22 protein-coding genes are annotated in these 25,570 nt (G+C 68.3%); 13 read left to right on the top strand and 9 right to left on the bottom strand.

Features of this window, described 5'->3' with window-relative positions; genetic code table 11:
• Nucleotides 1-18: 18 nt before the first annotated feature.
• On the bottom strand, nt 19-1,020 hold the full coding sequence (locus tag ACH4YP_RS41660) for a VTT domain-containing protein (protein ID WP_398496374.1): 1,002 nt from the start codon (nt 1,018-1,020) through the stop codon (nt 19-21).
• 141 nt (nt 1,021-1,161) lie between these two features.
• Between ACH4YP_RS41660 and ACH4YP_RS41655 the strand changes: the two genes are divergently transcribed.
• The gene (locus ACH4YP_RS41655; RefSeq protein WP_143640388.1) at nt 1,162-1,527 is read left to right on the top strand and encodes a YbjQ family protein; all 366 of its coding nucleotides are present in this window, start codon (nt 1,162-1,164) and stop codon (nt 1,525-1,527) included.
• Between the two features lie 75 nt (nt 1,528-1,602).
• Here ACH4YP_RS41655 and ACH4YP_RS41650 read toward each other — a convergent pair whose 3' ends face one another.
• Nucleotides 1,603-2,364, bottom strand: coding sequence for a MerR family transcriptional regulator (locus ACH4YP_RS41650; RefSeq protein ID WP_361050111.1), 762 nt, complete (start codon nt 2,362-2,364; stop codon nt 1,603-1,605).
• Between the two features lie 184 nt (nt 2,365-2,548).
• Here ACH4YP_RS41650 and ACH4YP_RS41645 point away from each other — a divergent pair, with 184 nt between their 5' ends.
• From ACH4YP_RS41645 to ACH4YP_RS41620, 6 genes are all read left to right on the top strand, one after another.
• Entirely contained in the window at nt 2,549-3,955 is a 1,407-nt protein-coding gene (locus ACH4YP_RS41645; protein WP_398496371.1) for a glutamate decarboxylase, read from the top strand.
• 289 nt (nt 3,956-4,244) lie between these two features.
• Nucleotides 4,245-4,919 carry a hypothetical protein gene (locus tag ACH4YP_RS41640; protein WP_398496370.1) on the top strand — a complete coding sequence of 225 codons (675 nt, stop codon included), beginning with the start codon at nt 4,245-4,247 and terminating at the stop codon, nt 4,917-4,919.
• 4 nt (nt 4,920-4,923) lie between these two features.
• Complete coding sequence (locus ACH4YP_RS41635; RefSeq protein WP_398496368.1) at nt 4,924-7,209, top strand: hypothetical protein; 2,286 nt, start codon at nt 4,924-4,926, stop codon at nt 7,207-7,209.
• A gap of 83 nt (nt 7,210-7,292) precedes the next feature.
• Nucleotides 7,293-8,945 carry a type I restriction-modification system subunit M gene (locus ACH4YP_RS41630; protein ID WP_398496366.1) on the top strand — a complete coding sequence of 551 codons (1,653 nt, stop codon included), beginning with the start codon at nt 7,293-7,295 and terminating at the stop codon, nt 8,943-8,945.
• Nucleotides 8,945-10,150 carry a restriction endonuclease subunit S gene (locus ACH4YP_RS41625; protein ID WP_398496365.1) on the top strand — a complete coding sequence of 402 codons (1,206 nt, stop codon included), beginning with the start codon at nt 8,945-8,947 and terminating at the stop codon, nt 10,148-10,150. Before ACH4YP_RS41630 ends, ACH4YP_RS41625 begins: the two co-directional genes overlap by 1 nt.
• The gene (locus ACH4YP_RS41620; RefSeq protein WP_398496364.1) at nt 10,147-13,401 is read left to right on the top strand and encodes a type I restriction endonuclease subunit R; all 3,255 of its coding nucleotides are present in this window, start codon (nt 10,147-10,149) and stop codon (nt 13,399-13,401) included. The genes ACH4YP_RS41625 and ACH4YP_RS41620 overlap by 4 nt, the downstream gene beginning before the upstream one ends.
• A 25-nt stretch (nt 13,402-13,426) precedes the next feature.
• Here ACH4YP_RS41620 and ACH4YP_RS41615 read toward each other — a convergent pair whose 3' ends face one another.
• Nucleotides 13,427-13,666: a hypothetical protein gene (locus ACH4YP_RS41615; protein WP_398496362.1), complete on the bottom strand. Its 240-nt coding sequence runs from the start codon at nt 13,664-13,666 to the stop codon at nt 13,427-13,429.
• A 121-nt stretch (nt 13,667-13,787) separates the two neighbouring features.
• Between ACH4YP_RS41615 and ACH4YP_RS41610 the strand changes: the two genes are divergently transcribed.
• The 5 genes from ACH4YP_RS41610 (at nt 13,788) to ACH4YP_RS41590 (ending at nt 17,005) form a co-directional block, all read left to right on the top strand.
• Nucleotides 13,788-14,036: a helix-turn-helix domain-containing protein gene (locus ACH4YP_RS41610; RefSeq protein WP_398496360.1), complete on the top strand. Its 249-nt coding sequence runs from the start codon at nt 13,788-13,790 to the stop codon at nt 14,034-14,036.
• A 45-nt stretch (nt 14,037-14,081) separates the two neighbouring features.
• Nucleotides 14,082-14,648 carry a DUF5753 domain-containing protein gene (locus ACH4YP_RS41605; RefSeq protein ID WP_398496358.1) on the top strand — a complete coding sequence of 189 codons (567 nt, stop codon included), beginning with the start codon at nt 14,082-14,084 and terminating at the stop codon, nt 14,646-14,648.
• Nucleotides 14,624-14,824, top strand: coding sequence for a DUF397 domain-containing protein (locus tag ACH4YP_RS41600; protein ID WP_398496356.1), 201 nt, complete (start codon nt 14,624-14,626; stop codon nt 14,822-14,824). Before ACH4YP_RS41605 ends, ACH4YP_RS41600 begins: the two co-directional genes overlap by 25 nt.
• A gap of 88 nt (nt 14,825-14,912) precedes the next feature.
• Entirely contained in the window at nt 14,913-16,286 is a 1,374-nt protein-coding gene (locus ACH4YP_RS41595) for an AAA family ATPase (protein WP_398496354.1), read from the top strand.
• Nucleotides 16,283-17,005 carry an HNH endonuclease gene (locus tag ACH4YP_RS41590; RefSeq protein WP_398496352.1) on the top strand — a complete coding sequence of 241 codons (723 nt, stop codon included), beginning with the start codon at nt 16,283-16,285 and terminating at the stop codon, nt 17,003-17,005. Before ACH4YP_RS41595 ends, ACH4YP_RS41590 begins: the two co-directional genes overlap by 4 nt.
• Before the next feature lie 133 nt (nt 17,006-17,138).
• Here ACH4YP_RS41590 and ACH4YP_RS41585 read toward each other — a convergent pair whose 3' ends face one another.
• The 5 genes from ACH4YP_RS41585 to uppS form a co-directional block, all read right to left on the bottom strand.
• Nucleotides 17,139-17,888: an ABC transporter permease gene (locus ACH4YP_RS41585; RefSeq protein ID WP_398496435.1), complete on the bottom strand. Its 750-nt coding sequence runs from the start codon at nt 17,886-17,888 to the stop codon at nt 17,139-17,141.
• A gap of 38 nt (nt 17,889-17,926) precedes the next feature.
• Complete coding sequence (locus ACH4YP_RS41580; protein ID WP_361050116.1) at nt 17,927-18,871, bottom strand: ATP-binding cassette domain-containing protein; 945 nt, start codon at nt 18,869-18,871, stop codon at nt 17,927-17,929.
• 147 nt (nt 18,872-19,018) lie between these two features.
• Nucleotides 19,019-19,660, bottom strand: coding sequence for a PadR family transcriptional regulator (locus tag ACH4YP_RS41575; protein WP_398496350.1), 642 nt, complete (start codon nt 19,658-19,660; stop codon nt 19,019-19,021).
• 93 nt (nt 19,661-19,753) lie between these two features.
• Nucleotides 19,754-20,302: a DinB family protein gene (locus ACH4YP_RS41570; protein ID WP_398496348.1), complete on the bottom strand. Its 549-nt coding sequence runs from the start codon at nt 20,300-20,302 to the stop codon at nt 19,754-19,756.
• Nucleotides 20,303-20,460: 158 nt separating this feature from the next.
• Nucleotides 20,461-22,332 carry a polyprenyl diphosphate synthase gene (gene uppS, locus ACH4YP_RS41565; RefSeq protein WP_398496346.1) on the bottom strand — a complete coding sequence of 624 codons (1,872 nt, stop codon included), beginning with the start codon at nt 22,330-22,332 and terminating at the stop codon, nt 20,461-20,463.
• 334 nt (nt 22,333-22,666) lie between these two features.
• On the opposite strand from uppS, the gene ACH4YP_RS41560 reads away from it, so the two are divergent.
• Nucleotides 22,667-23,899 (top strand): FAD-dependent oxidoreductase, encoded by a 1,233-nt coding sequence (locus tag ACH4YP_RS41560; protein ID WP_398496345.1) that lies wholly within the window; start codon nt 22,667-22,669, stop codon nt 23,897-23,899.
• Nucleotides 23,900-24,013: 114 nt separating this feature from the next.
• On the opposite strand, the gene ACH4YP_RS41555 is transcribed toward ACH4YP_RS41560, so the two are convergent.
• Complete coding sequence (locus ACH4YP_RS41555; protein ID WP_398496343.1) at nt 24,014-25,474, bottom strand: aldehyde dehydrogenase family protein; 1,461 nt, start codon at nt 25,472-25,474, stop codon at nt 24,014-24,016.
• Nucleotides 25,475-25,570 lie beyond the last annotated feature (96 nt).

Genomic DNA, 25,570 nt, shown 5'->3' with positions numbered 1-25,570 from the left:
CCGGTTGAGCCGCGTTCGTCAGTTCTGCGGGTAGTTCTGGCCGTACGGGTAGCCCTGGTCCTGGGGGTACTGCTGGCCCTGGTTCTGGTCCTGGGGGTACGGGGCCTGCGGGTACTGCTGCTGGTTCTGGGGGTAGCCCTGGTTCTGGCCCTGGGGGTACTGCTGGGCGTACTGGTCCTGGCCCTGGGGGTAGCCGCCGTAGTTCTGGTCGTAGCCCTGGTCCGGGGCGTAGGGCTGCTGTTGGTACTGCTGGTTCTGGCCGTTGTTGTGGCCGTTGCCGTTGCCGTTGCCGTAGTAGTCGTCCTGGCCGTTCTCGTGGGTCGGGGGGATGCGGCGGAGCTGGGTCGTCCGGTCGTCCATGACCTGGGGCGCCGGGGGCTGCTGCGGCGGGTTCTTCTTGGACTTACCGCGGGCCCGCATGAACTCGATGATGATCGGGACCACCGAGATGAGGACGATCAGGAGCAGGATCGGCTCGATGTTCTTCTTCACGAAGTCGATCTGGCCGAGCCAGGAGCCGAGCAGGGTGACGCCCGCGCCCCAGAGGATGCCGCCGACCACGTTGAAGATCAGGAACGAGCGGTACTTCATGCCGCTGACACCGGCGATGATCGGCGTGAACGTACGCACGATGGGCACGAAGCGGGCCAGGACCAGGGACTTGGGGCCGTGCTTCTCGAAGAACTCGTGGGCCTTGACCACGTTCTCCTGTTTGAAGAGGCGCGAGTCCGGCCGGGTGAAGAGCGACGGCCCCACCTTCTTGCCGAACATGTAGCCCACCTGGTCGCCGACGATCGCGGCGATGCAGATCAGGACGACGGCGGCCCAAAGCGGGAAGTCCAGCTGGTTCGACGTGATCAGCAGCCCCGCCGTGAACAGCAGGGAGTCACCCGGCAGGAAGAAGCCGATGAGCAGGCCGGACTCGGCGAAGACGATCAGGAGCAGGCCCCAGATGCCGAACGAGTCGAGAAGGTAGTCCGGATCCAACCAGCTTGGGCCGATGGCAAGCGTCGTCGTCACGATTCCGGACTCCTGAAGGGTGGTGGATATGCGGCAGCCGAGGGTGTGGCCGACCAAAGTTATCAACGCAGCATGACGTGACCAGGTTCCACCGACTCCTACAGGATGCACTGTGCCCCGACTGGGACAAAGCTGTGAGCCATGGGAATCGAAGAATACGGCGGCGGTCAGGGACCCCAGCCCGACGTACTGGTCGTGACGACGAACGACGTGCCCGGCTACCGGGTCGAACAGGTCATCGGTGAGGTCTTCGGACTGACCGTGCGCTCCAGGCACCTGGGCAGCCAGATCGGGGCCGGTCTGAAGTCGATGATCGGCGGCGAGCTCAAGGGCCTCACCAAGACGCTGGTGGAGACCCGCAACCAGGCGATGGAACGGCTCGTCGAGCAGGCACGCGCGCGAGGCGCCAACGGTGTGCTGGCGTTCCGCTTCGACGTGACCGAGGCCTCGGACGTCGGGACGGAGGTGTGCGCGTACGGCACGGCCGTGGTGATGGTCAAGGAGTAGGGCGGCGGTACGGGGTAAGGGGCGTCCGCTATTGCGGACGCCCCTTACCCCGTACGACCTCGTAACCGCCCGCCGTCAGGCCTCGTGCCGTGCCGCGTTCGCCGTGATCGCGTCCCTGAGGTGCTCGGCGAGCCCCGGGCGCATGGAGTCGTAGAACTCCTTGAACCGCTCGTCCGACACGTACATCTCGCCGAGGCACCGGTGCATCTCGTACGAGCAGTCGTAGAACCACTGGCCCATGTGCCGCCGGTGTTCCTCGGCCATGTCCATGGCCCGCTCCCCCGTGGCGGGCTCTCCGGCCTCCATGAGGGCGTCGTAGCGCTCGCCCCAGGAGGCGACCTCGGCCTGGATGCGCTTCCAGTCGTCCTTGGTGTAGCGGGCGGCGCGGCGCTGCGACTCCGCGTACGCCTCCGTGCCGCCCCAGCGGCGCTCGGCCTCCTCCGCGTGTTCCTCGGGGTCCTTGTCTCCGAAGACCTCGAACTTCTCCTCGGGTGTGAGGTTGATGCCCATCGTGCGTGCCTCCATGGCGTGCTCCACGGCCGCGGCCATCTTCTGCAGCTTCTCGATCCGGGCGGTCAGCAGCTCGTGCTGGCGGCGCAGGTGTGCGCGCGGGTCCGTCTCCGGGTCGTCGAGCAGGGCCGCGACCTCGTCGAGGGGGAAGCCGAGCTCCCGGTAGAACAGGATCTGCTGCAGCCGGTCGAGGTCCTCGTCGCCGTAGCGCCGGTGGCCCGCGTGGCTGCGCTCGCTCGGCACGAGCAGCCCGATCCCGTCGTAGTGGTGCAGCGTCCGCACCGTCACCCCGGCGAAACCGGCGACCTGTCCCACGGAGTAGCTCATCGTCTCCGCTCCCTCCTTCTCCGTACGCGTCTCAGGCTGAGGCCTCACGTCACGTGAGGTGCAAGCCGGAATCCACCGGCCAGGTCGACCGGACCCGAATCCACCGGGTGCCATGCCGGTTTTACCCGCTTATGACGGGCTGGTGGCCCACCATGGAGGCCCGACCTCACCGACCGGAGGACACATGCCGCTGCACAAAGGCCCCGAGCAGCCCGACAAACGCCCCGCGACCGTCAACCCCTTCTACGGGGAGGCGAATCCGGTCGGCGGCATGACCGAGGCCCCGCCCCAGCACCGGCTGCCGGACGGGCCGCTGCCGCCCTCCACCGCGTATCAGCTGGTGCACGACGAGCTGATGCTGGACGGCAACTCCCGCCTCAACCTCGCCACCTTCGTCACCACCTGGATGGAACCCCAGGCCGGGGTGCTGATGGCCGAGTGCAGCGACAAGAACATGATCGACAAGGACGAGTACCCGCGCACGGCCGAGCTGGAGCGGCGGTGTGTGGCGATGCTCGCCGATCTGTGGAACGCGCCGGATCCGTCCGCCGCCGTGGGATGTTCGACGACGGGGTCCAGCGAGGCGTGCATGCTCGCGGGCATGGCGCTCAAGCGGCGCTGGACCAAGCGCAACGCCGACCGCTATCCGGGGGCCCGCCCCAATCTCGTCATGGGCGTCAACGTCCAGGTCTGCTGGGACAAGTTTTGCAACTTCTGGGAGGTCGAGCCGCGCCTGGTGCCCATGGAGGGCGACCGGTTCCACCTCGACCCGCAGGCCGCCGCCGAGCTGTGCGACGAGAACACCATCGGCGTCGTCGGCATCCTCGGCTCCACCTTCGACGGATCGTACGAGCCGATCGCCGAACTCTGCGCAGCCCTGGACGAGTTGCAGTCGCGCACGGGTCTGGACATCCCCGTCCACGTCGACGGCGCGTCCGGCGCGATGGTCGCCCCCTTCCTCGACGAGGACCTGGTCTGGGACTTCCGGCTGCCGCGCGTCTCCTCCATCAACACCTCGGGGCACAAGTACGGCCTGGTCTACCCGGGCGTCGGCTGGGCGCTGTGGCGCTCGGCCGCCGAGCTGCCGGAGGAGCTGGTCTTCCGGGTGAACTACCTGGGCGGTGACATGCCGACCTTCGCGCTCAACTTCTCCCGGCCGGGGGCGCAGGTCGTGGCGCAGTACTACACGTTCCTGCGGCTGGGACGCGAGGGCTACCGGGCCGTCCAGCGGACGACGCGGGACGTCGCCCTGGGACTCGCCGAGCGGGTCGAGGCGCTCGGCGACTTCCGTCTCCTCACCCGGGGCGACGAGCTGCCGGTGTTCGCCTTCACAACGGCTCCGGACATCACCGCGTACGACGTCTTCGACGTGTCGCGGCGTATGCGGGAGCGTGGCTGGCTGCTGCCCGCGTACACCTTCCCCGAGAACCGTGAGGACCTGTCCGTGCTGCGGGTGGTGTGCCGCAACGGGTTCTCGTCCGACCTCGCCGAGCTGTTCGTGGAGGACCTGGGCCGACTGCTGCCCGAACTGCGACAGCAGTCACGTCCACTGACGCGGGACAAGGGGGCGGCTACCGGCTTCCATCACTGAGTCGCACGCACGGCACCACAAGAGTGAAGCTTCACATGGACACGCTATTACTGAGAAGCCCGCTTCTCAGTAACTCATAGACAAGATGAAGAGAAGAGCGTAGCGTGTGGTGGACGTTGAAAGTGGTGTTGCGGTCAGGCCATCACGGAGACTGGTTCCGGCGCGCCCTCGGGGCGCGACCAGGGGCCTGACAGAGCTGTGCCCCGGGCTGTGTGCAAAGCAGTGACAGTACTCCGGGGCGCACGTCTCCGAAGGTAACACGGAATCTTTCATTCAGGGGGCGGCAGTGGTGACGGAGGAAGAGGCCAAACGGATCGTGGACGCGATCTCGGCCGAGAGGTTCCAGCCCTTTCTCGACGAGTGCGGTGGCGACCCCTTGGTCGCTCTGCGCCTGTACTACTGGGACGGAGAGGCGTCACGCGCGTTCCTCAGCGCACTGCGCGACTTCGAGGTCGCGATGCGCAACTCCTTCCACGCCAGGCTGGCCGGGCGCTACAGCCGTGCCGACTGGTGGGACTCCCCTCGCGTCCAGCTGACCAGCAAGGGGCTTCAGCAGGTGCGCAGCGCCAGGTTGGCCCTCCAGCAGGAGCTCGGGGCGGGCGTCACTCCCGGTGACATGGTCGCCAAGCTCACGCTCGGCTTCTGGGTGGGTTTGACGGGCCGTGGCCAGAACTACGAGATGCAGTTCTGGAACCCCGCACTGCGTCACGCTTTCCGGGGTTATCGAGGCAGGCGCGGCGCCCTCCAGCAGCAGCTGGACCACGTACGCCGCTTGCGGAACCGCATCGGCCATCACGAGCGCATCTGTCACCGCCACCTGGAGAAGGACTTCGAGACACTGCTCCAGCTCATGGAGTACGTGTCGCCCGAGAAGGCCACGCTGCACCGGCAGTTCAGCCAGATCCCCGAGGTACTCGCTCGGAAGCCGCTCGTACTGACCGGCGCCGAGCCGGTCAGACTGTGAGGCCATGATGCCTCGCTCGAAGCCCACGTTCATGTCCTGGGAGAGACCGCCGACTCCTGAGGCGGAGGTGGCGACACAGTCGTACGCTCCCGTCTCGCTCGGCGAGATCAAGGAACTCGCCGGGGTGGGCCGCCCCACGGTCAGCAACTGGCGACGGCGGCACTCCCGGGAGGTCCTGCGCGGCGCCAACGACTCGCGTCGTCCCTTCCCTGACCCGATTCCAGGCGCGGGCAGCGAGAGCAAGCCGCTCTTCGACGCGGCGGAGATCGCGGACTGGCTCGACCTGCGTGCCGTCCCGGATGCCGAACCCGACGACAACGGCAGGCTGCCCACCTACGGAGACCGGTTCCGCCGAGCCCTGCGGCTGCGCGGTCTTGTCGCGCTCAAGCACCGCCTGGGTTCGGCGGAGACGGTCATCTCCCAAGCACTCGCCGTCATCGCCATGTCGGCTGAAGGCAAGGGCTGGATCACGGAGTACCTCCCGGAGAACCTGCTCGCCGAATACGAGGCGGCCGATCCCGATGTCGTACGCGCCTCGCACGAACTCATGGACGAGATCGGGGCACCCGGGTGGGCCGCCGACGCACTGCTCGGCCTGGACGACGAGGGCCTGGAGATCGCCAGGCGACTCGAGTCTGACCTCGTCATGGACGTCACTCCGCGAGGAGTCGTCGCGCTGGTGGCCGCGCTGATCGGCCCCAATGAGGGTGGTGAAAGGCAGCGTTCGGCGATCAGCCTGTGTGCGGGGCTCGGGGAGCTGCTTCTCGGGATGGGCGGCGGGCCGTACGAGGATCTTCGGGGTCACGGTGAGCTCGTGGCCGTCGAGCCTGACCCGTTGCTGCGCAGGCTGCTGCAGTACCGGCTGATGAGCTACGAGGCAGGCACCATCGACGTCTGCGCCTCTCCGTCCGAGCTCGACGCCCCGCGTGCCTGGGGCCAGGTACCAGCCGAGCCCTACGCCTTCTCACGCGCCGATATCGTTCTGGCCGATCCGCCGTACGTGTCCGGCGAGCGCGAACGGGACGCCGAAGGGCCGCTGTGGTGGGCCGAGGAAGCCGTTCGCCGACTCGAACCCGGAGGCCGCGCGTACGTCGTCGTCCCGACCTGGACGCTGACACGCACGAGCGGAACAGGTCCAGCGTCGGTGCGTACGCCTACGATCAGCGCGCGCCAGGCACTGCTCGAACGCGGCTGCGTGGAGGCGGTCATCCAGCTCCCTCGCCGCATCCACCCCTTCCGTACGGGTGCCGAGTACGGGCTCCTGGTGCTACGCCCACCGTCCCCCGACCCCGAACCGGTACGCCTCGTCGACGCCGACCGGATCGCTCAGCGCGAGGGCGGGCCGGATGGCGAGAAGTGGATCGATGAGGTGGTGCGGATGACGCGCATCGACCTCCCCCCCGATTCGGATGACCAACAGCCGACAGGCGGCGCTCCTGATCTCCAGGACGCACGAGATGTCCCAGTACGGGCATCTGGCGTGGGCAGTGAGCAACTGCTCGACAACCGCTCCATCCTGCCCGCCCACCGGCTGGCGGCTCCTGAGAAGCGGGTTGACCACTTCGAGGAGACACTCACCGCACGCCGGGCTGCCGCCGCGGCCATGCCCCGGCTCCGGGACTGGCTCGGTGCCATGGCCATCGCCAAACGGCCCGCGCCGGTACGCCACCGGAAGCTGGACGAGCCCCTCACCGCAGGCCAGCTAAAGTCGTTCAACGGACACCGCATCAAGGACTCCGGCATCTCGGACTCCGGCCTTCCGGTCATCGGCCGCGAGGAGATGCTGGGCGAGTTGCCGATCGGTCAACGGCGGATCGACCTGGAGACGCTCGCGGCATACTCCGCCGCCAAGATCACCGAACGGGGCGATGTCATCGTGCTGGCCGAGCACGGGGTGCGGTGCCGGGTGGATGAAGCGGGCGGTTGCGTGCTGCTGTCGCCTGTTCAGGGACTACGGATCGCTTCGTACCGCGAGTACCTGGTGACGGTGGCCAAGGGCGAGCCCATCCGCCCGGATGCCCTGTGGATGCGTCCGCACTCGCTGGCACATCTGATCCAGGCCCCGCGCAACCAGCATCGCGGCAGCGGCTCGCTCGTACGGCGAGTCAGCGTCCGCGAGTTGGACTTGCCGCAACTGCCCCCTGAGGAGATCACCGAACTGGAGGCCATCCTTACGGAGACGGAACGGTTGCGAGCCGACGTACGCAGGCAGTTGGAGGCTCTGGACCGCCTCGCCACGCGTATTTCGGCCGGTGTCGCCGACGGTGATCTGGCGTTGCGGCGGCGGTAACCGGCATCGGTTGTAGGACAGTTCCCTGTACGTGGTGCACGGCCGTAGGAGCCACGCACTTGCCCCCTCGAAGAAGAAGAGAAGTGAGAACTCCCGTGCCCCCACGGAAGAAGAAGGAAGCCAAGCCGGAGCCCATGAAGGCGATCCTCTGGAAGTCCGCGGACAAGCTGCGCGGAACTCTGGACGCCGCTGAGTACAAGCACTTCGTCCTCGGCCTCGTCTTCCTGAAGTACGTCTCCGTGGCCATGGCCGAGAAACGGGCACAGCTGGAGGCGGAGCTGCGGGACGGCAGCATGCTCGCCGAACTCGGCCTCGAAGGCCAGGCGTCGGAGGAGCTGATCCTCAAGACCGTTGAGGACCGCAGGCAGTACACGGGCGCCGGGCTCTTCTACGTTCCCCCGGCCGCCCGCTGGGAAGAGGTGATGGAACGGGCCAAGGGGACCTTGGACGGTCCCTCCCTCGGTGAGGTCATCAACACCGCGATGGACACGATCGAGAAGGTCAACCCCAGCCTCCGAGACACCCTTCCCGACAACTACAACAGCCAGCGCGTCAACGAGACGACACTCGCCGGCCTGGTACAGCTCCTCGACCGGCTGGAGTTCCAGTCCCAGGTCGGCGAGGACGGCAGACGCACCGGGGCACGGGACCTGATGGGCGAGGTGTACGAGTACTTCCTAGAGCAGTTCGCGATCGCCGAGGGGCGCAAGGGCGGGGAGTTCTTTACCCCGGAGTCCATCGTGCAGCTGCTCGTCGAGATGCTGGAGCCACAGGAAAGGGAACGGGTTCTGGACCCGGCGTGCGGCTCGGGCGGGATGTTCGTCCAGACCGAGAAGTTCATCGACACGCACGGCGGTGACCGCTTCAATGTCTCCGTCTACGGGCAGGAACGCAACCTCACGACGTGGCGACTGGCGAAGATGAACCTCGCCATCCACGGAATCGAGGCAAACCTCGGGGAAGAGCCCGCCGATTCCTTCCACGAGGATCAGCACCCTGACTTGAAGGCCCACGTGGTGCTCGCCAACCCGCCGTTCAACATCTCCGACTGGGGCGGTGAACGGCTCGGCATCGACGACCGCTGGGTCTACGGTGTCCCGCCGGTAGGCAACGCCAACTTCGCGTGGATCCAGCTCATGGTCAGCAAGCTGCGCCCCGGCGGCCGGGCGGGCATCGTCCTGGCCAACGGCTCGATGAGCGGCAAGTCGGGCGGCGAGGGTGACATCCGGCGCGCGATGGTCGAGGACGACCTGGTGGCCTGCATGGTGGCGTTGCCGAGCCAATTGTTCCGCTCCACGCAGATCCCGGCGTGCCTGTGGTTCCTCGCGGAGGGCAAGGGGCAGCGGCACGCGGAGTGGGTGCGTGGGCGGAAGGGTGAAGTGCTCTTCATCGATGCGAGCGGGCTCGGTGAGATGGTCGGGCGCACGTTGCGGCAGCTTTCGCCGGCGGACATCGAGCGGGTCGCTTCGGCGTTCCGTGCGTGGAGGGGTGTTGAGGGGTCGGGGGCGTACGAGGACGTGCCGGGGTTCTGCCGGAGCGCCTCGCTGGAGGAGGTTCGGGAGAACGACTTCATGCTGACGCCGGGGCGGTATGTGGGGGTCGCGGAGGTGGCGGAGAGCGCGGACGCGGAGTCGGTGGAGGCGAAGGTGGCGAGGCTGACGAAGGAGCTGTTCGGCCTGTTCGAGGAGTCGGGACGGCTGGAGTCTGTGGTGCGGAGGCAGGTGGGAAGGCTGTGATGAACGCGTGGCAACACCACCACCTGGCCGATCTGTGCTCAACCATCACGGTTGGTCACGTTGGCTCGATGGCAAGCGAGTACACAGGGCAGGGAATTCCATTTCTGCGCTCCAAGAATGTTAGACCGGGCCGCCTCAACTTCTCAGATCTTGCATTCATTGGAGATTCATTCCATCAGCGCCTCAAGAAGTCTCAACTAAGAGCAAACGACATCGTTATCGTACGCACAGGAACTCCCGGAGCCGCTGCACTCATCCCAGAAGAACTCGGACCAGCAAATTGCTCGGATATCATCATCGCCCGGCCGAGCGAGAGCGTAAATCCCCGCTTCCTTTGCTACGCGATCAATGCCACGGCGGGTTCCTTTGTAGCCGCGCACACAGTAGGAGCCGTACAACAGCACTTCAATATTGGGTCGGCTCAAAAATTGCAGATCCTCATTCCCTCAAGAGCTGAACAACATTCCATCTCCGGAGTACTGGGAGCCCTCGACGACAAGATCGCCGTCAACGAGCGGATCGCCAACACGGCATACGAGCTAGCCGAGGCCCTATACATCCGGGACTCTGCCGTCGAACAGGGCTGGCCCGAGATCGCCCTGTCGGACACCGCTAAGTGGATGTCCGGCGGGACGCCCACGACCAGCGAGCCGAGCTACTGGGACGGCGACATCCCGTGGATCTCCGCCGCAAGCCTCAAGTCCCCGTGGCTCGACGACTCGGAGCGGAAGGTCACCCGACTCGGGGCCAAGAACGGGACCCGGCTTGTCCCCACCGGCACGATCATCTTCGTCGTACGCGGCATGAGTCTCACCTCGGAGTTCCGGGTCGGCCTGACACAACGCGAAGTGGCCTTCGGCCAGGACTGCAAGGCGCTGATTCCCCATCCCGGGATCGATCCGGTCGTGCTGCTCCTCGCCCTGCGATCCCGAACCAAGGAGATCCTCGGGCTTGTCGACACCGCCGGGCACGGTACCGGCCGTCTCGGCACAGACCGGATCGAGAAGCTCCGCGTCAGGCTCCCCGAAGGGGGGGCCGCGACAGCCTTCGCCGAAACCGTTCGGCCTCTCGCCCAGCGAGCGGGTGCCGTGCGGCGCGAGAACCGCACCCTCTCCGACCTCAGAGACACCCTGCTCCCCCAACTCGTCACCGGAAAGATCCGCATCAAGGACGCCGAGCGCGTCGTGGAGGATGCCACGTCATGACTGCCGAAAGTGCTGCCGCTTCACCGGAGTCCGAGGAGTACTCCACCGGACGCTCCTCTGATGGTTCCTCCGAGCGGGACTGGGAGGCGCTCGCCCTCGATCAGCTCGCCGAATTCGGATGGCAGCACTTTCCCGGCAAGCAGCTCAACCCGAAGAGTGGCCACCGGAACGACTGGGGTGACCTGATTCTCTACCCCCGCCTGCGTACCTCCATCGCCACCCGCTACCCCCAGCTCCCCGCCCATGCCGTGGAAGAGGCGATCGCGGAACTGCTGCGGCAGACACCCGGCAACGACGTGCGCAAGAACTGGCAGTTCTACAAGAAGCTCACCGGTGATCTGAAAGTCGAGTACAGGGACCCGCTCACCGACAAGACACACAGCGTCACCGTCCGCCCGATCGACTTCACCGACCCGCACGGAAACGATCTCGTCGCCGCTTCACAGGTCCGTATAGTCGCGGCCAGTGAACGGGCGTTCGTCTTCGACATCGTGCTGTACGTCAACGGAATCCCGCTCGGCGTCATCGAGTTGAAGAAGGCCAGCGGGCGGGACGACTCGCGCGCGGCGTACGACCAAATCCAGAACTACCGGCGCGAGCTGAGGAGCGACGGAACGTTCCGCACCCTGTGCGTTACCGTCGCCTCCGACGCGGTGACCGCCCGTCTCGGTACGCCGTTCACGCCCTGGGAACACATGGCGCCCTGGCATGCCGAAGACGGTGTCCTGCTTAAGCGGAAGGAGGAATGGGAGGACGGCCGCGCGCTGGAGCGGATGATCGCCGGTGCGCTGGAGCCCGATCACTTCCTGGACTTGGTCGGGAACTTCCTCTCGTACTCCGCCGAGGGCACCGGCGGGAACGTGGACACGGTGAAGCTCGCCAAGGCCCACCAGTACCTCGCCGTGAACACGGCACTCGCCGCCACCGGGTCCGCCGTCGCCACGGACGGCCGAGCGGGTGTCATCTGGCACACACAGGGCGCGGGCAAGAGCGAGGAGATGCTTTTCTACACCGGCAAGGTGACCAGTATCCCCGAGCTGTCCAATCCGACGGTCATTCTCGTCACCGACCGGATCGACCTCGACGACCAGCTCTCGAACACCTTCGCCGCCAGCCACAGCCTGCACCGGGCGATCGGCGGGGTGCCCGACAAGGCCCGTAACAGCGCCGAGTTGAAGGATCTCCTGACCCGGCGTGAGGGCGGCGGCGGTGTCATCTTCACGACGCTGCAGAAGTTCCGTATCAGCAAGGCCGAGAAGGAGGCGGGGGCCAGACATCCGCTGCTCTCGGACCGCCGGGACGTCATCCTCGTCGTCGACGAGGCCCACCGCAGCCACTACGACTTCGAGGACGGCTTCGCCCGCCATCTGCGCGACGCCCTTCCCAACGCCACGTTCCTCGCCTTCACCGGCACCCCGATCGACAACAGGACCGGCAACACCCTCGCTGTCTTCGGGCCGACGATCCACACGTACGACCACACGCAGGCCGTCAACGACGGTGCCACCGTCCGCGTCTTCTACGAGCCCATCCTTCACAAGGTCCGCCTGCCCGAGGACGCCGATCTGGACGAGATGGACGCCCAGGCCGAGGGCCTCGTCGAGGGGCTGAGCGAGGCTGAACAGGCCCGTGCGCGTGCCCAGTTCGCCACGTTCGAGAGCGTGATCGGTGCGCGGGAGCGCATAGGGGTACTCGCCGACACCGTTCTGTCCCACTGGGACGACCGCAGTCGGGAGATGACCAAGCTGACCGGCAATCCCGGCAAGGGGATGATCGTCTGCTCCTCGCGCCGGATCGCCGCCCGCCTGTTCAACGCGCTGGCCACGCGCCGCCCAGACTGGGTTGGAGAGCCCGACGAGAACACCGGGCTGCTGCCTGACGACAGCGGCAAGATCCGGGTGGTCTTCACCGGCAACCCCGGCAAGGACGTCGACGAGGTCGCGCCGTACGTCCGCAGCCCCGAGAAGCTCAAGCGCATCCAGGAACGGCTCACGAAGCCGAGGGACGAGCTGGAACTCGTCATCGTCCAGTCGCTGTGGCTGACCGGCTTCGACGCGCCGCCACTGCACACCCTCTACCTCGACCGCCGGATGCGCGGGGCCGCCCTGATGCAGGCCATAGCCCGGGTCAACCGCACCTGGGGCGAGAAACCGTCGGGTCTGGTCGTGGACTTTCTGGGGGTGACCCAGCACCTCACGGACGCCCTCGCCGAGTACACCTCGGACGACGATCAGAACGAGAGGATCCTCGGCGCGGACATCTCGGAAGCCGTCAAGACGGTACTGGAGATGCACGAGCGGATCCTCAAGGTGCTCGTTGACTGCTCGTGGCGCGAGACCCTCGACTCGGCCGGCTACCAGGAGGCCCTGTACACCGTCCTGGAGTTCCTGAAGGAGGGCGAGCCCGCTCTCCAGCCGGGCAAGCCCACGCGCCGCCAGCGCTTCATGCACTACGGCAAGCTGCTGGCCCAGGCATTCTCGCTCTGCCCGACCCACCCAGGCGTTCAGGATCTCCTCCCGGACATCCAGTTCTTCGCTACCGTGCGCACCTCGCGCGAGAAGCTCGACGTAGACGGTCTCAAGGACCAGGGCCTGGCCACCGCCGCCGACCAGCACCGCCTCATCGAACAGCTCAACGCCGAGGCAGTCGTCGCGGACGGTGTCGTCGACATCTACGACGCCGCCGGCCTGACCAAGCCCGATCTGTCTCACCTGGACGAGGAGTTCGTGGCCTCGCTGAAGGCGAGCCGCCACCCCAATCTCGCCCTCGAAGCCCTGCGCCGCTCGCTGATGAAGGAGATCCGCGACGCCAACCCCGGCAACATCACCCGGCAGCGCGCCTTCACAGAGCGGATGCAGGAGACGATGAACCGGTACCACAACGGCCTGGTCAGCACCGCTCAGACGATGGACATCCTCGTCGAGTTCGCTCGCGAAGTCTCCGCCAGTCGGACTCGCGCGGTTGAACTCGGCTTGAGCGAGGACGAATTGGCCTTCTACGACGCGGTCGCCGCCAACCCCTCCTCACTGGAGATGAGCCAGGGCGTCCTCAGCGACATCGCCCGCAGGCTGTGCGAACTCGTCCGCAAGGACGTCACCGTCGACTGGCGGGTCAAGAGCCAGGCCCAGGACCGCATCCGGGCCAGGGTCCAGTTCCTGCTGGACTTCTTCGGCTACCCGCCGGACAAGGCGCCAGACGCGATCGACCGCGTACTGAAACAGACCGACGTCATGGCGGAGGAGTGGGCCTGAGCGGCCAGGTCCACTCCCCCGTCCGTCAGGGCCAGCGGGCAGCCGCCGGACGGCATGCCGGCGCCTCGCCCTCGTCGAGCACGTAGCACAGCTCGGCGTGCAGTTGCTCCGCCTCGGTCCGGCTGAGGCGGAACAGTGCATCGGCCTTGTGTAGGCCGTCGTACAGCAGCCAGAGCGGAAGTCGTACGCCCTCGTCAGTCGCCGTCACTCGCTTGCCGGGGATGCGGTCGATTCGCCATCCCCTGGCCGGATTTGAAGTGCTCACGTCGACTTTCCCTTCGTCACGTGGAGTTGTCGATTGCGTCTCCAGCGTGATGGGTCGCAATCTACTGTCGGTAGTGGAGGGGCGTAGGCCCGCACGTCAGGACCACAGAGGGGCGCCAAGGATGCCGCCACGCAAGTCCAACCCGAGCCGCAACATCCATCACAACGGGTCAGCGCGGCTGGTTTTGGCCGCTGAACTCGCCCGACTTCGCGAGAGGTCCGGCAAGTCGCTGAGCGACCTCGCGGGCGAGACAACATACGACCGGACGTATCTGCACAAGCTGGAGACAGGGGTCAAGCTGGGGTCACCTGAAGTTATGGAAGCACTGGACAAGGTGTACGGGACCGGGGAACACCTTGTCGATCTTTAGGAGTTGGCGCGGGACGACGTCTTCCGGGACAGGTACAAGCGCTTCATGGAACTGGAACGGCAGGCGACCGTACGGTACGAGTACGCCGTCGGCGCGATCCCTGGACTACTCCAGACCAAGGAGTACGCCCGCGACGTACTCGCCCTCAGTTTCCCGGGCGAGGAACAGGGGTTGGAGGAGCAGGTGGCCGCGCGCATGGGTCGACAGTCGTTGCTGCGCGACGAGGACGCACCGCACTTCCGCGCCGTACTGGACGAATCTGTACTCCGCCGCCCCATGCGCGACGAGGCGGCCTGGACACGGCAGTTGAAACACCTCCTGACCATCGCTGAACAGCCGAAGGTCACGCTTCAGGTGTTGCCCTTCTCTGCGGGACTACACCACTTGATGGGCACGTCGCTCACGATCCTCTGGCTGCCAGACGGCAGATCTGCGGCGTACACGGAGACCAACGTAAACGGCGAATTGTTCGAGGAACCGGCAGAAGTAGAACGGTTGAAGCTGTCCTACGATCTGCTGAGGGACTTCACCCTCTCGCCACGGAAGTCTGTGAACGTGATCCAGAAAGTGATGGAGGACAACGCGTCATGCGACTCCCCCGACCTGACCTGAGCGGCGCCGAATGGCGAAAGTCGAGCTACAGCAACTCCGACGGGGGCAACTGTGTAGAGGTGGCCACCAACCACCCCACTCTCACCCCCATCCGCGACAGCAAGCGCCCCAAAGCCCCCGCCCTGATCGTCAGCCCCCCCGCCTGGACGGCATTCATAGCCCACCTGAAGAGCTGATCCGGTGCCGAACACCACCCCTCCCCCATGTCAGCCCCTCATGAGAGGCTGACCCCGCCCAGCGCACGTGGGTGGGGGGGAGGACAGGGTGTACGTATCCGCAATCGGCTTCTCGAACGTCAGAGGCTTCACCGCCGAGCGTGCCGTGGACGAGCTCCCGTTGCCCACACCGCAGGACGGCGGTAGCTGGACCGTGCTTGCCGGGCGCAACGGCTCGGGCAAGTCCACGTTCCTCCGTACCCTCGCGCTTGCCATCGCCGGCCCCCAGGTGGCCCGCACTCTCGTACCGGACTTCGGCGGCTGGATCACCACCGGCGAACAGTCGGCACAGGCGCGGGTGTACGTGCGGCCCGACCACACCATCGACCGGCTGACCGGGCGCGGCAGCGTGCCCGATGATCGCCTCGTTCTCGGTCTCGACTGGGCGACACCCGGAAAGCAGGCAGGCAGGCCGCGCTACGGTGCCCCTCCACAGCCTCAGATGTCCTCGTACAACGGTGACGATCCAGGCCAGAGACACGCCGCGCGTGGCCCCTGGGCCAACAATCCACCGGGCTGGTTCTGCGCCGCCTACGGGCCCTTCCGGCGGCTGGCGGGCGGCGGAGGTGAGGCGCAGCGGCTGATGCTCGCGCCCGGTCCCGCGGGCCGGATGGCCTCGCTCTTCCACGAGGACGCGTCCCTGTACGAGGGCATCGCCTGGCTCAAGGAGCTGTCGCATCGCAGCCTGGAGGACCAACAGGACGCCACGGAGCTGTTGGGAACCATTCTGGAGCTACTCTCCGACGGATTGCTGCCGGACGGCTACCGCGCCCTGCATGTGAACTCCGACGGGCTGTGGGTGGCACCGGGCGGCGACACCGAACGCGCCTACCCGCTCTGGGAGATGAGCGACGGCTTCCGTACGGTCGCCGCCCTCGTCCTGGACATCGTGCGCCAGTTACAGAACGCGTACGGAACGCTCGACGCGAGCACTGACGCCCAGAAGCACCCCGTGGTCCGGATGCCCGGCGTGGTGATCATTGACGAGGTGGACGCCCATCTACACGTCACATGGCAGCGGCTGATAGGCGGCTGGCTGCGCACGCACTTCCCGCGGATCCAATTCATCGTCACCAGCCACAGTCCATACATCTGCCAGGCGGCAGACCCTGGCGGGTTGATCCGTCTGCCAGGACCGGAGGAGCGGCGCGGACCCGAGGTCGTCGACGAGGCGCTGTACCGGCGTGTCGTGTACGGCAGCGGCGATGACGCGGTGCTGTCCGAGTTGTTCGGTCTGGAGACGCCGTACTCCAACAAGGCCGAGAAGCAGCGCGGCAGGCTCGTGCAACTGGAGCGGAAGGTCTTCCGCGACGAGGCCAACGAAGCAGAGCTGCGCGAGTACCGGGAGCTGACCGAGTTACTCACCAGTTCCCTGTCGGCGCGGGTTGACGAGGTGGCGGCGAGACTCGGAGGCGGCCGGTGATCCCGGTGACGCGTCTGCCTGCCCCGCAGGAGTTACTTGAGCTACTCACGAGCGGCACCGACCGGGTCGTGAAGAAGGGGGCCGACAGCGCGGCTGCGGACTCCGTGTGGGGCAGCAGCCGCGCGGCCAAACGCGAGATACGCGTGCTGCTCCATCTCATGGCCCCGGCTATCCAGCGCTGCATGTACTGCCTGGACAGCCAGGGCACCGACATCGACCATTTCCAGCCCAAGGCGCTCGCCCCGCTGCGTACGTTCGACTGGCTGAACCACCTGCTGGCCTGCTCGTTCTGCAACAGCAACGCGAAGCGGGAGGAGTATCCCTGCGATGACGAAACCGGGGAGCGGCTGCTTCTGGATCCCAGCGTCGACGATCCGGCAGACCATCTGACGCTGCTGCCCGTGTCGGGAACGTACGACGGTCTCACGGTAAAGGGCCTGGAGTCGATCAAAGTCTTCGACCTCAACCGGGAGACGCTGAGACGCGGCCGGGTCCGCATGTTCCGGCTGTGTCGGGATCTGCTGCCACTCTGGCACGCAAAGGTACGTCGGGGCGATCTGACAGGAGCAGGCGAGACCGCCTTGGTCCTACGCGAGGAACCGTTCGGAGACGTGCTGCGCACCCTGTACCGACGCGCACGCACACCCACCATCGCGGACCTGACCTACGGCCCTGAGCTCGGCGCGGCACTCGTGGAGTGGAGGAACGCCCAGGCTTGACGGCACACGGCCGTCAAGTGGCGGGTGAGTCCCAGCGACACGCCGTGTCGCTGAGACTGTGCGCACACTTGGCCCTCGTCATGCGGAATTCGCCAACGGCATCCCTCTGGGCCCCGGCCCACCTCCGCCCCCCTTACTTGCTCAGCGCCCCGAACCTCCGTACCGCCAGCGGGAAGAACACCGCGATCAGGGCGAGTGGCCAGAGCACCGCGAGCAGTTGGGCGTGTTCCGCCGCCCAGGAGGTGCTCGCGGCGCCGCCCTCGTTGCCGAACAGGTCGCGGACCGCGGTGGCCGTCGCGGACATGGGGTTCCACTCGACGGTCGCCCCCAGCCAGCCCGGCATGGACTCGGGGGTGGCGAAGGCGTTGGACAGGAAGCTGACCGGCCAGACGAGGATCTGCACGGTGACCACCAGTTCCGGCTTGCCCGCGACCATGGCCAGGTGGATGCCGATCCACAGCATCGCGAACCGCAGCAGGAGCAGCAGGCCGAGCGCGCCCAGGAAGGCCGCGAACGAACCGTGCCAGGTCCAGCCGACCGCGAGCCCGACGCCGACGAGGACCACCAGGGAGAGGGCAGACTGCAGCATGTCCGCGGCCGAACGGCCCACGAGAACGGCGCCGACGGCCATGGGCATCGACCGGAACCGGTCAATGACCCCCTTGTTGAGGTCCTGGGTGACCGCGACCATCGTGGCGTCCAGGCCGAAGGCCATGGTCAGCGCGAACATGCCCGGCACCAGGTACTCGCGGTAGTCGCCCGAGATGCCGCTGCCGCCGCCCATCAGATAGCCGAACATCAGCAGGAGCATCACGGGGAACGCCAGCCCCACGAAGACCTGGAAGGGCTGCCGTGCCCAGTGGGCGAGTTCGCGCCGGGTCATGGTCCAGGAGTCGGTGACGGCCCAGCTCAACGACGTACTCACGCGGCCTCCTCGGTCTTGCCGGTCAGGTGCAGGAAGACCTCGTCCAGGGTCGGCCGGCGCAGCGCGATGTCCTCGGCCTCTATCCCGGCCTCCTCCAGGGCGCGTACGGCCCCGGCGAGGGCCGTCATGCGGTCGGTGACCGGGGCGCTGAGGAGGCGCCGGTCGGCGTCCACGGAGAGGGTGGCCTTGTCGAACGGCAACAGGGCCACGGCGGCGCCCAGTTGGCCCGCGTCGTGCAGGACGACGTCGATCCGGTCGCCGCCCGTCTTCGCCTTCAGCTCGTCCGCCGTGCCGTCCGCGATGACCTGGCCCCGGTCGACGACCGAGATCCGGTCGGCGAGCTGGTCCGCCTCCTCCAGGTACTGCGTGGTGAGCAGCACGGTCGTGCCGCCGCCGACCAGGGAGCGCACCGCGTCCCACACCTCCGCGCGTCCGCGCGGGTCCAGGCCCGTCGTCGGCTCGTCCAGGAAGAGCACCTCCGGTTCGGTGATGAGCGAGGCGGCGAGGTCGAGACGGCGCCGCATGCCGCCGCTGTACTGCTTGACCGCCTTGCGGCCCGTGTCCGCCAGGCCGAAGCGCTCCAGGAGCTCGTCGGCCCGCACGCGCGCTCGGCGGGCGCCCAGGTGGTAGAGGCGGCCGAACATCTCCAGGTTCTGCCGTCCGCCGAGCTCCTCGTCGAGCGCCGCGTGCTGGCCGAGCAGTCCGATGCGGAAGCGCACCTCGTGCGCGTCGGTCCGCACGTCGTGCCCCGCCACCTCGACGCGGCCCTCGTCCGGCCGCAGCAGGGTGGCCAGGACGCGGACCAGGGTCGTCTTGCCCGCGCCGTTCGGCCCGAGCACTCCGTGCACCGTGCCGCGCCCGACGCTCAGGTCGAGCCCGTCCAGCGCGTGCTTGTCTCCGTACCTCTTCCGTACGCCCTCGACGACGATCACGTCGGTCATCGGGCTCCCTTCACCTTCGAGTAATCAAACTTGACTACCAGTGCGCCGGTGAACCGTATGCCCGTCCGGGCGTTTAGTCAAACTTGATTAGCGAAAATTCTCCGAGACCGGAGCCCGCGAGCCCTCGCCGAGCACGCGACCTTCCCCTCAGCGCGCGTCCCCCGGATGGGACTCCCCCGTCGCGTACGGGTTCTCCTCGTCCTCCGCCAGCACCCCCACGAACGGATCCCCCTCGCCGGAGAAGACGTACGCGCCGCCCCTGATCCGCTCGATCAGGCCGCGGGTCCACTGGGCGCCGGTGTCCGCGGAGGTGACCCAGAAGTTCATGATCTCGCCGATGTGGCCCAGCTGTTCGGGGCCTTCCTCCGGCGTGTAGTACTCGGTGACGCCCTTGCGCCACTCCTCTATGGCGCGCACCCGCTCCTCAAGCAGTTCGAGGGCTTCCTCGCGGTCCAGGTCGACCATGAAACCGAGCGCGGCGGTGAGCACGTCCGGCTTCTGGTCGTACGCGGTGAGGTACTGGCGCAGCAGGGTGAGGTACTCCTCGGTGCCCGCCTCCGTGACCTCGTACTCCGTGCGCGGCGGGCCGCCGGCCGTGGAGGGCGCGATCTCGTGGGCAAGCAGCAGGCCCTGCTTCGCCATCTGCTTGAGCGCGTGGTAGATCGAGCCCGGCTTGGCGTTGGACCACTCGTGCGCGCCCCAGTACTCCAGGTCGTTGCGCACCTGGTAGCCGTGGGCCCGGCCGTGCTGGCGCACGGCGCCGAGCACGAGGAGACGGATCGCTGACATGAGGCCAGCGTATGGCCCGTCGCCCCGGGGCCGGGCGGCGCCTCACCCCCAGGGCCGGCCCCGGGACCGGCCCCCGGACTCACCCCCCAGGGCTCATCCCCAGGAGGCGCCCTGCTGCTGCGCGACCAGCTCGAAGGCGGTCTTGCCGTCCAGGGACTCGCGGATGACGTCGGCGTGGCCGGCGTGCCGGGCCATCTCCGCGATCAGGCGGAGCATCAGCCAGCGCATGGACACGGCCTCGTCGTCCGGGAACCAGGGCTCGTCGGGCAGCGGGAAGGTGTCGTTCAGGCTGGGCACGGACCGGATGAAGTCCTCGGTCTGCCGGGCGACCTTGTCCCACTGGACGAGCATCGACTCGACGGTCTCGTCGCCGACGAGCTGGAAGCTGTCGCCCCAGTTCTCCTCGGAGCGCTGGATGTCGGGCGCCACCTGCCGGGCCCGCGACAGCCAGCCCTGCTCGGTCTCGGTGACGTGCTTGAGCAGCCCGGAGAGCGAGAGTTCGCTGGCGCTCGGGTGGGTCGCGGCCTGCTCGTCGGTCAGGCCGAGCAACGTCCGGCGGATGCCCCCGCGCTGCTCGTCCAGGAAAGCGAGCAGCGCCCCGCGCTCGTCGCCGTGGGCCTCCGCGTTCACGTGCATGACCATGAGTGGCCGCCTCTCACCGAGTCCTCTTGCCTGCTGACATCAACCAAGTTACGGACCCTTGCGGTCAGCTTCTGTCCTCAATGAGAGCCGGGACCCGGGCCGAAATTCCGGGACTCCAGGCCACAGACGGGGACTTCGGGCCGAAAGCACGCGGGACTTCAGACCCGCGTGCCCTCCACGACCGGCGCGGCCCCGTGCCTTCGTTTGCGCTGGGTGTACGTACTGACCGCCCGCCACAGGTCCCGGCGGTCGACCTCGGGCCACAGCGTGTCGGTGAAGTGGAGTTCGCTGTAACTGAGGTGCCAGGGAAGGAAGTTGGAGATCCGGTGTTCACCGCCGGTGCGCCACAGCAGGTCGACCTCGGGGAGGTGGGGGTGCGGCAGGTGGGCGGCGAGGAGGCGTTCGTCGATGTGGTCCGGGTCCAGCTCGCCCGCGGCTGCCGCACGGGCCAACCCGGCCGCGGCCTGGACGAGTTCGGCGCGGCCCCCGTAGTTGACGCACAGCGTGAGCGTCAGCCCGGTCCGGTGACGGCTGTCGCGCGCGCTCTGCCGCAGCGCGTCGACCAGGTCGACCGGGAGCCCCTCGGGAGTGCCCGCCCAGCGCAGCCGGACGTCGAGGGAGCGCAGGTCCGAGTCGCGCAGGGTGTCGTGCATGGTGCGGAACAGCCGGGCGACCTCGCTCGCGTCGCGCCGCCAGTTCTCGGTGGAGAACGCGTAGAGCGTCAGATGGCTCAGACCGAGCTCCAGCGCCCCGTGGACGACGTCGCGGGTGGCGTCGGAGCCGACGCGGTGGCCCTCGCTGCGGGGCAGTCCCTGCTGGGCGGCCCAGCGGCCGTTGCCGTCCATGATGACGCCCACGTGCCGCGGCAGCCGCTCCGCGGGGATGTCCGGCGCGCGCTCTCCGCTCGGGTGGGGGCGGGGCGGCACCGGCGGCAGGAACGCCGGGTCGGCCTCGCGCCTGGGCTCGGGCAGGCTCACCACGGGCTCGACCGGCTGTACGAGCGCGGCCTGCCGCCAGGCTCGTACAGCACGGACGCGGGCCGGAGCGAGCAGCCGCAGCCGTACGGCCGGGGAGAGTTCGGCGGTGCGGTGGAGAATCGCGGGGCCGAGGCGTCGGGCGGTGCGGACGCGGGCCCGGAAGAGATCGGTGGAGGTGCGGAGCAGCACGGCCATCCCCGGGTGCACCCCCCGCTGCAGCGCGGGCTGTTCCAGCCAGTCGTGGGCCTGTTCCGTCAGGCCGGCGATCAGTGCCTCGACGGGCGGTGTCCAGCGGCGGGCGAGGAGGTCGGCCTCGGGGACCCCGTGGGCCGCGAGGGCCTCCTCCGGGAGCGTCAGGATGCCGCGGCCGAGGTCGGACGCCAGGTCGGTGAGGGTGTCGGTGAGGTAGAGGCCGTCGAGGAAGGCGGGCATGGCCTCCAGGTGCTCCTGGCGGACCGTGGTGGGAACTCCGGCCCGGGTCAGGAGAGTCAGGCACCACATCGCCCATGGCGTGTTCTCCGCCTGGGTGCGCAGGCTCCACTCGCGCCAGGTCTGGGGGCGGCGGCCCGAGGCGTCCTCGCGCAGGGCGGTGAAGACGGGCGTCAACGTCTCGACGTCGAGTTGCCACGTTCGGATGGTGTCCGCGAGCGCGCGGCGGACCGGATCGCCGCGATCCCGGCCGTCACCCCCGGGTCCTTGGGACAGCCCCGCGCGCGAGGGCCCCGCGACCGGCGGTCCCACCGGCGAGGACCCCGTCTCCGAGAGCTCCGCGCGCAGGGCGTCCACCCAGGCCTGCAGCCTCGCGGCGCGCTCGGCCGGGCTGCCCTCCTCGTCGTCGACGAGGGCGTCGGTCGTCACGGCGGCCGCGTACATGGCCCAGCACGCGGGGCGCAGCGCGGCCGGCATCAGCTGCATGACGGAGTACTCGACGGAGCGGGACGACCTCACCAGCCGTCGGCAGGACGCGTAGGCGGCGGCGATGCCGGGTGCTGGGTCGGAGGCGGGGCCGGAGGCGGGGCCGGGGGCGGCGGGCTGACGGAGAACGGGGGACAAGGAGCCCTTCTTTCACAGCCGTCACGTCGCACGTCACGCCTGGCGATAGGTCGGAAAAGCGGTCGCCGTCGGCCCGGAACGGCCCACGGACCGGCCTGGTGCGGCACTCTCCCAACGACCCTGCACGGCCCTCGGAACGGCCTGGTGCGCCACCCGACGGTTGCCCCCTTCCTACCGGTCCCGTCGCCGCGCCGTGCGGGCTCGGCGACCTTCTCGCCCGATCGTGGTACGCCGCCGGGGCGGAGAACGGACATGGGTTAGGTTCCGTAGGCGATCGGTCACGAACAGTGACGCACCGTCAACACAGGGCGCCAGCCCGGGATGTGAGCCAGGCATGAGCGATTCCGTGGACGCGATCGTCGTGGGGGCCGGCCCGGTCGGCTGCGCCGCCGCGCACGCGTTGGCCGACCGCGGTGCCCGGGTCGTGGTGGTCGAGCGCATGGAGCGGGGGCCCGCCTCGCCGTTCGCCGTGGAGTGGCTGCATCCGACCGCGGCGGACGTGCTGCTGCGCTGGGGCCTCGCGCTTCCGGAGGGCGGCCACGTCCGGGGTACCGGCGTCAGCATGCACCTGGCCGACGAGGGGCACGAGCCGGTCGTGGTGCCGTACCGGCGGGGCATGCGGGCCGTGTCCATGCCCCACGCGGAGCTGGTGGACGCGCTGCGGGACAGTGTCGTGAAGCGGCCCGGGGTCGAGGTGCTCACCTGCGCCCGTGTCACCGCGGCCACACCGGACGGCACGGTCCGGCTGACCCGCGACGGGCAGGAGACGCGGCTGCGCGCCGACCTCGTGGTGGCGGCGGACGGCCGCTCCTCCGGCGTCCGCCGCGCGCTGTTCGGGCACACCCCGCAGACCGTCGTGTCGCACTCGGCCGGTGTCGTGCTCGAAGGGCCCGGGCTGCCGGTCTACGAGTCGTTCCAGGTCGCGAGCGAACTGCCCGGGCACGGGGTGGCCATCTACTCCATCGCTCCCGACACGATCCGGGTGGTCCTCGACGTGCCCCCGACCCATCCGCGACCGCCCGCGCTGCACGCGTATCTGCACCGTCATTTCGTGCCGCTGATGCCGGAGGTGCTGCGCCGGCCGCTGGCCGACGCCCTGGCGGCGGGCCGGCTGACGTGGTCCGCGACCGGTTTTCGCCCCCGCGTGCACTACGGGGAGGGCCGGATCGCGCTGGTCGGCGACGCGGTCGGGCACATCCACCCGATCCTCGCGGCGGGTACGACCCTCGGCATCCAGGACGCGCTGAGCCTCGCCGCGCACGGCTCCGCGGAGGCGTACGCCCGGGAGCACGCGGGGGCGGGGGCGGCGACCGGGCGGGTGGCGATGGCGCTCTACCGCCTGCTGAGCCGTCAGGAGCCGGGCACCGCGCAGACGGCGAGGATGGCCGTCGACCAGCTTCGCCTCAGCCCCGCGCTGCGCGACGCGGTCGGGGACCTCCTCACCGGCGACGAGCCCGGCGCGGCCCATCTGCCGGTCGTGACGGCGTTCTCCACGATGCTCGGCATCCCGGCGCAGGACATCGCCGCCGCGTACGGGCCGGACGCCTACCTGCTCAGCCGCCGCTGAGGCGTGCCGCGCGCCCCGCACGCCCCGCATCCCCGGGACGCGGTACGGGGCGCCCTCGCCGAAGCCGGCAGGGGCGCCCCATAAAGGAGTTGGCAGGTCAGAACGGTCGGCGGGTCAGAACGGGAAGAAGCTGCGCCCGTGCTGTACCGAGATCCACTTCTGGGTGGTGAAGGCGCCGACCGTCGACTCGCCGTTCAGGCGGCCGATGCCCGAGGACTTCTCGCCGCCGAAGTCGACCAGCGGCTCGTCGTGCACGGTGCCGTCGTTCACGTGGAACATGCCCGTGTCGATCTGCCTGGCGAAGGAGACACCGCGCTCGACGTCGGCGGTGTGCACGGCGCCGCTCAGCCCGTACGGGGTGTCGTTGACGATCCGTACGGCCTCCTCCTCGCCGTCGAAGGGGACGAGGAGCGCCACCGGGCCGAAGATCTCCTGGCGGAGGATGTCGGAGTCGGCGGGCAGGCCGGTCAGGACGGACGGCTCGACGAGGTTGTCGGTGACCGTGCCGTGCACGAGGGCGGTGGCGCCCTCGGCGATCGCCTGGTCCACGACGCCCGAAACGGCGTCCGCCTGCGAGGAGTTGATGAGCGGGCCGATGACGGTCGCCGGGTCGTTCGGGTCGCCGACCTTGAGCGTCTTGACCTTGGCGACGAACTTCTCGGTGAACTCGGCCTCGATCGAGCGGTCCACCAGGACGCGGTTCGCGGCCATGCAGACCTGGCCCTGGTGCACGTACCGGCTGAAGACCGCGGCGTCCACGGCGTAGTCGATGTCCGCGTCGTCCAGGACCACCAGCGCGCTGTTGCCGCCGAGTTCGAGGACGGAGCGCTTGAAGTTCGCGGCGCAGACCGTGGCGACGTGGCGGCCGACCTTGTCGGAGCCGGTGAATGAGATGACCTTCGGGACGGGGTGCTCGATGAAGGCGTCGCCTATCTCCGCTATGTCGGTGATCACGACGTTCAGCAGACCGGCCGGCAGACCCGCGTCCTCGAAGATCTTCGCGACCAGGGAACCGCCCACGATCGGGGTGTTCTGGTGCGGCTTGAGGACCACGCCGTTGCCGAGGGCCAGGGCGGGCGCGACGGACTTCAGCGACAGCAGGAACGGGAAGTTGAAGGGGCTGATCACACCGACGACGCCGACCGGGACGAGATAGAGGCGGTTCTCCTTGCCGTCGACCGGCGAGGGGATGATCCTGCCCTCGGGCCGCAGCGCCAGGTTGATCGACTCGCGCAGGAACTCCTTGGCGAGGTGCAGTTCGAAGCCGGCCTTCAGATGCGTGCCGCCGAGCTCCGCGATGATCACCTCGGCGATCTCCTGCTCGCGCTCCTCGATGATCCGCAGCGCCTTCTCGAACACGGCACGACGGGCGTACGGGTTCGTCGCGGCCCATTCCTTCTGGGCGCGGGCGGCGGCCTGATAGGCCTGATCCACCTCGTCGACCGTGGCTATCGTGATCGACGCGAGCTTCTCACCGTCGTACGGGTTGAAGTCGATGATGTCCCAGGAGCCGGTACCGGGACGCCACTCGCCGTCGATGTACTGCTGAGCCAGGTCGGTGAAGTAGGACGACATGTGATCCCTCAATCCCTTGCTGCCGCGGCAGACACCCGAACGATCATCTTCACGGTCTGATCACACGTCATCGTACTGGTGTCTCAAGGGAGTTGG

The sequence above is a fragment of the Streptomyces sp. NPDC020747 genome, assembly GCF_044334695.1.
GTDB lineage: Bacteria > Actinomycetota > Actinomycetes > Streptomycetales > Streptomycetaceae > Streptomyces.
Note: the sequence above shows the minus strand (reverse complement) of the source record. Positions and strands in the feature narration are given on the sequence as shown.

What these genes read in the sequence shown, in the direction of transcription:
- ACH4YP_RS41655 (WP_143640388.1), top strand. Translation starts at nt 1,162, where the DNA reads ATGGGAATCGAAGAATACGGCGGCGGTCAGGGACCCCAGCCCGACGTA.
- ACH4YP_RS41650 (WP_361050111.1), bottom strand. Translation starts at nt 2,364, where the DNA reads ATGAGCTACTCCGTGGGACAGGTCGCCGGTTTCGCCGGGGTGACGGTG.
- ACH4YP_RS41645 (WP_398496371.1), top strand. Translation starts at nt 2,549, where the DNA reads ATGCCGCTGCACAAAGGCCCCGAGCAGCCCGACAAACGCCCCGCGACC.
- ACH4YP_RS41635 (WP_398496368.1), top strand. Translation starts at nt 4,924, where the DNA reads ATGATGCCTCGCTCGAAGCCCACGTTCATGTCCTGGGAGAGACCGCCG.
- ACH4YP_RS41625 (WP_398496365.1), top strand. Translation starts at nt 8,945, where the DNA reads ATGAACGCGTGGCAACACCACCACCTGGCCGATCTGTGCTCAACCATC.
- ACH4YP_RS41620 (WP_398496364.1), top strand. Translation starts at nt 10,147, where the DNA reads ATGACTGCCGAAAGTGCTGCCGCTTCACCGGAGTCCGAGGAGTACTCC.
- ACH4YP_RS41610 (WP_398496360.1), top strand. Translation starts at nt 13,788, where the DNA reads ATGCCGCCACGCAAGTCCAACCCGAGCCGCAACATCCATCACAACGGG.
- ACH4YP_RS41605 (WP_398496358.1), top strand. Translation starts at nt 14,082, where the DNA reads ATGGAACTGGAACGGCAGGCGACCGTACGGTACGAGTACGCCGTCGGC.
- ACH4YP_RS41600 (WP_398496356.1), top strand. Translation starts at nt 14,624, where the DNA reads ATGCGACTCCCCCGACCTGACCTGAGCGGCGCCGAATGGCGAAAGTCG.
- ACH4YP_RS41585 (WP_398496435.1), bottom strand. Translation starts at nt 17,888, where the DNA reads ATGACCCGGCGCGAACTCGCCCACTGGGCACGGCAGCCCTTCCAGGTC.
- ACH4YP_RS41580 (WP_361050116.1), bottom strand. Translation starts at nt 18,871, where the DNA reads ATGACCGACGTGATCGTCGTCGAGGGCGTACGGAAGAGGTACGGAGAC.
- ACH4YP_RS41575 (WP_398496350.1), bottom strand. Translation starts at nt 19,660, where the DNA reads ATGTCAGCGATCCGTCTCCTCGTGCTCGGCGCCGTGCGCCAGCACGGC.
- ACH4YP_RS41570 (WP_398496348.1), bottom strand. Translation starts at nt 20,302, where the DNA reads ATGGTCATGCACGTGAACGCGGAGGCCCACGGCGACGAGCGCGGGGCG.
- ACH4YP_RS41560 (WP_398496345.1), top strand. Translation starts at nt 22,667, where the DNA reads ATGAGCGATTCCGTGGACGCGATCGTCGTGGGGGCCGGCCCGGTCGGC.
- ACH4YP_RS41555 (WP_398496343.1), bottom strand. Translation starts at nt 25,474, where the DNA reads ATGTCGTCCTACTTCACCGACCTGGCTCAGCAGTACATCGACGGCGAG.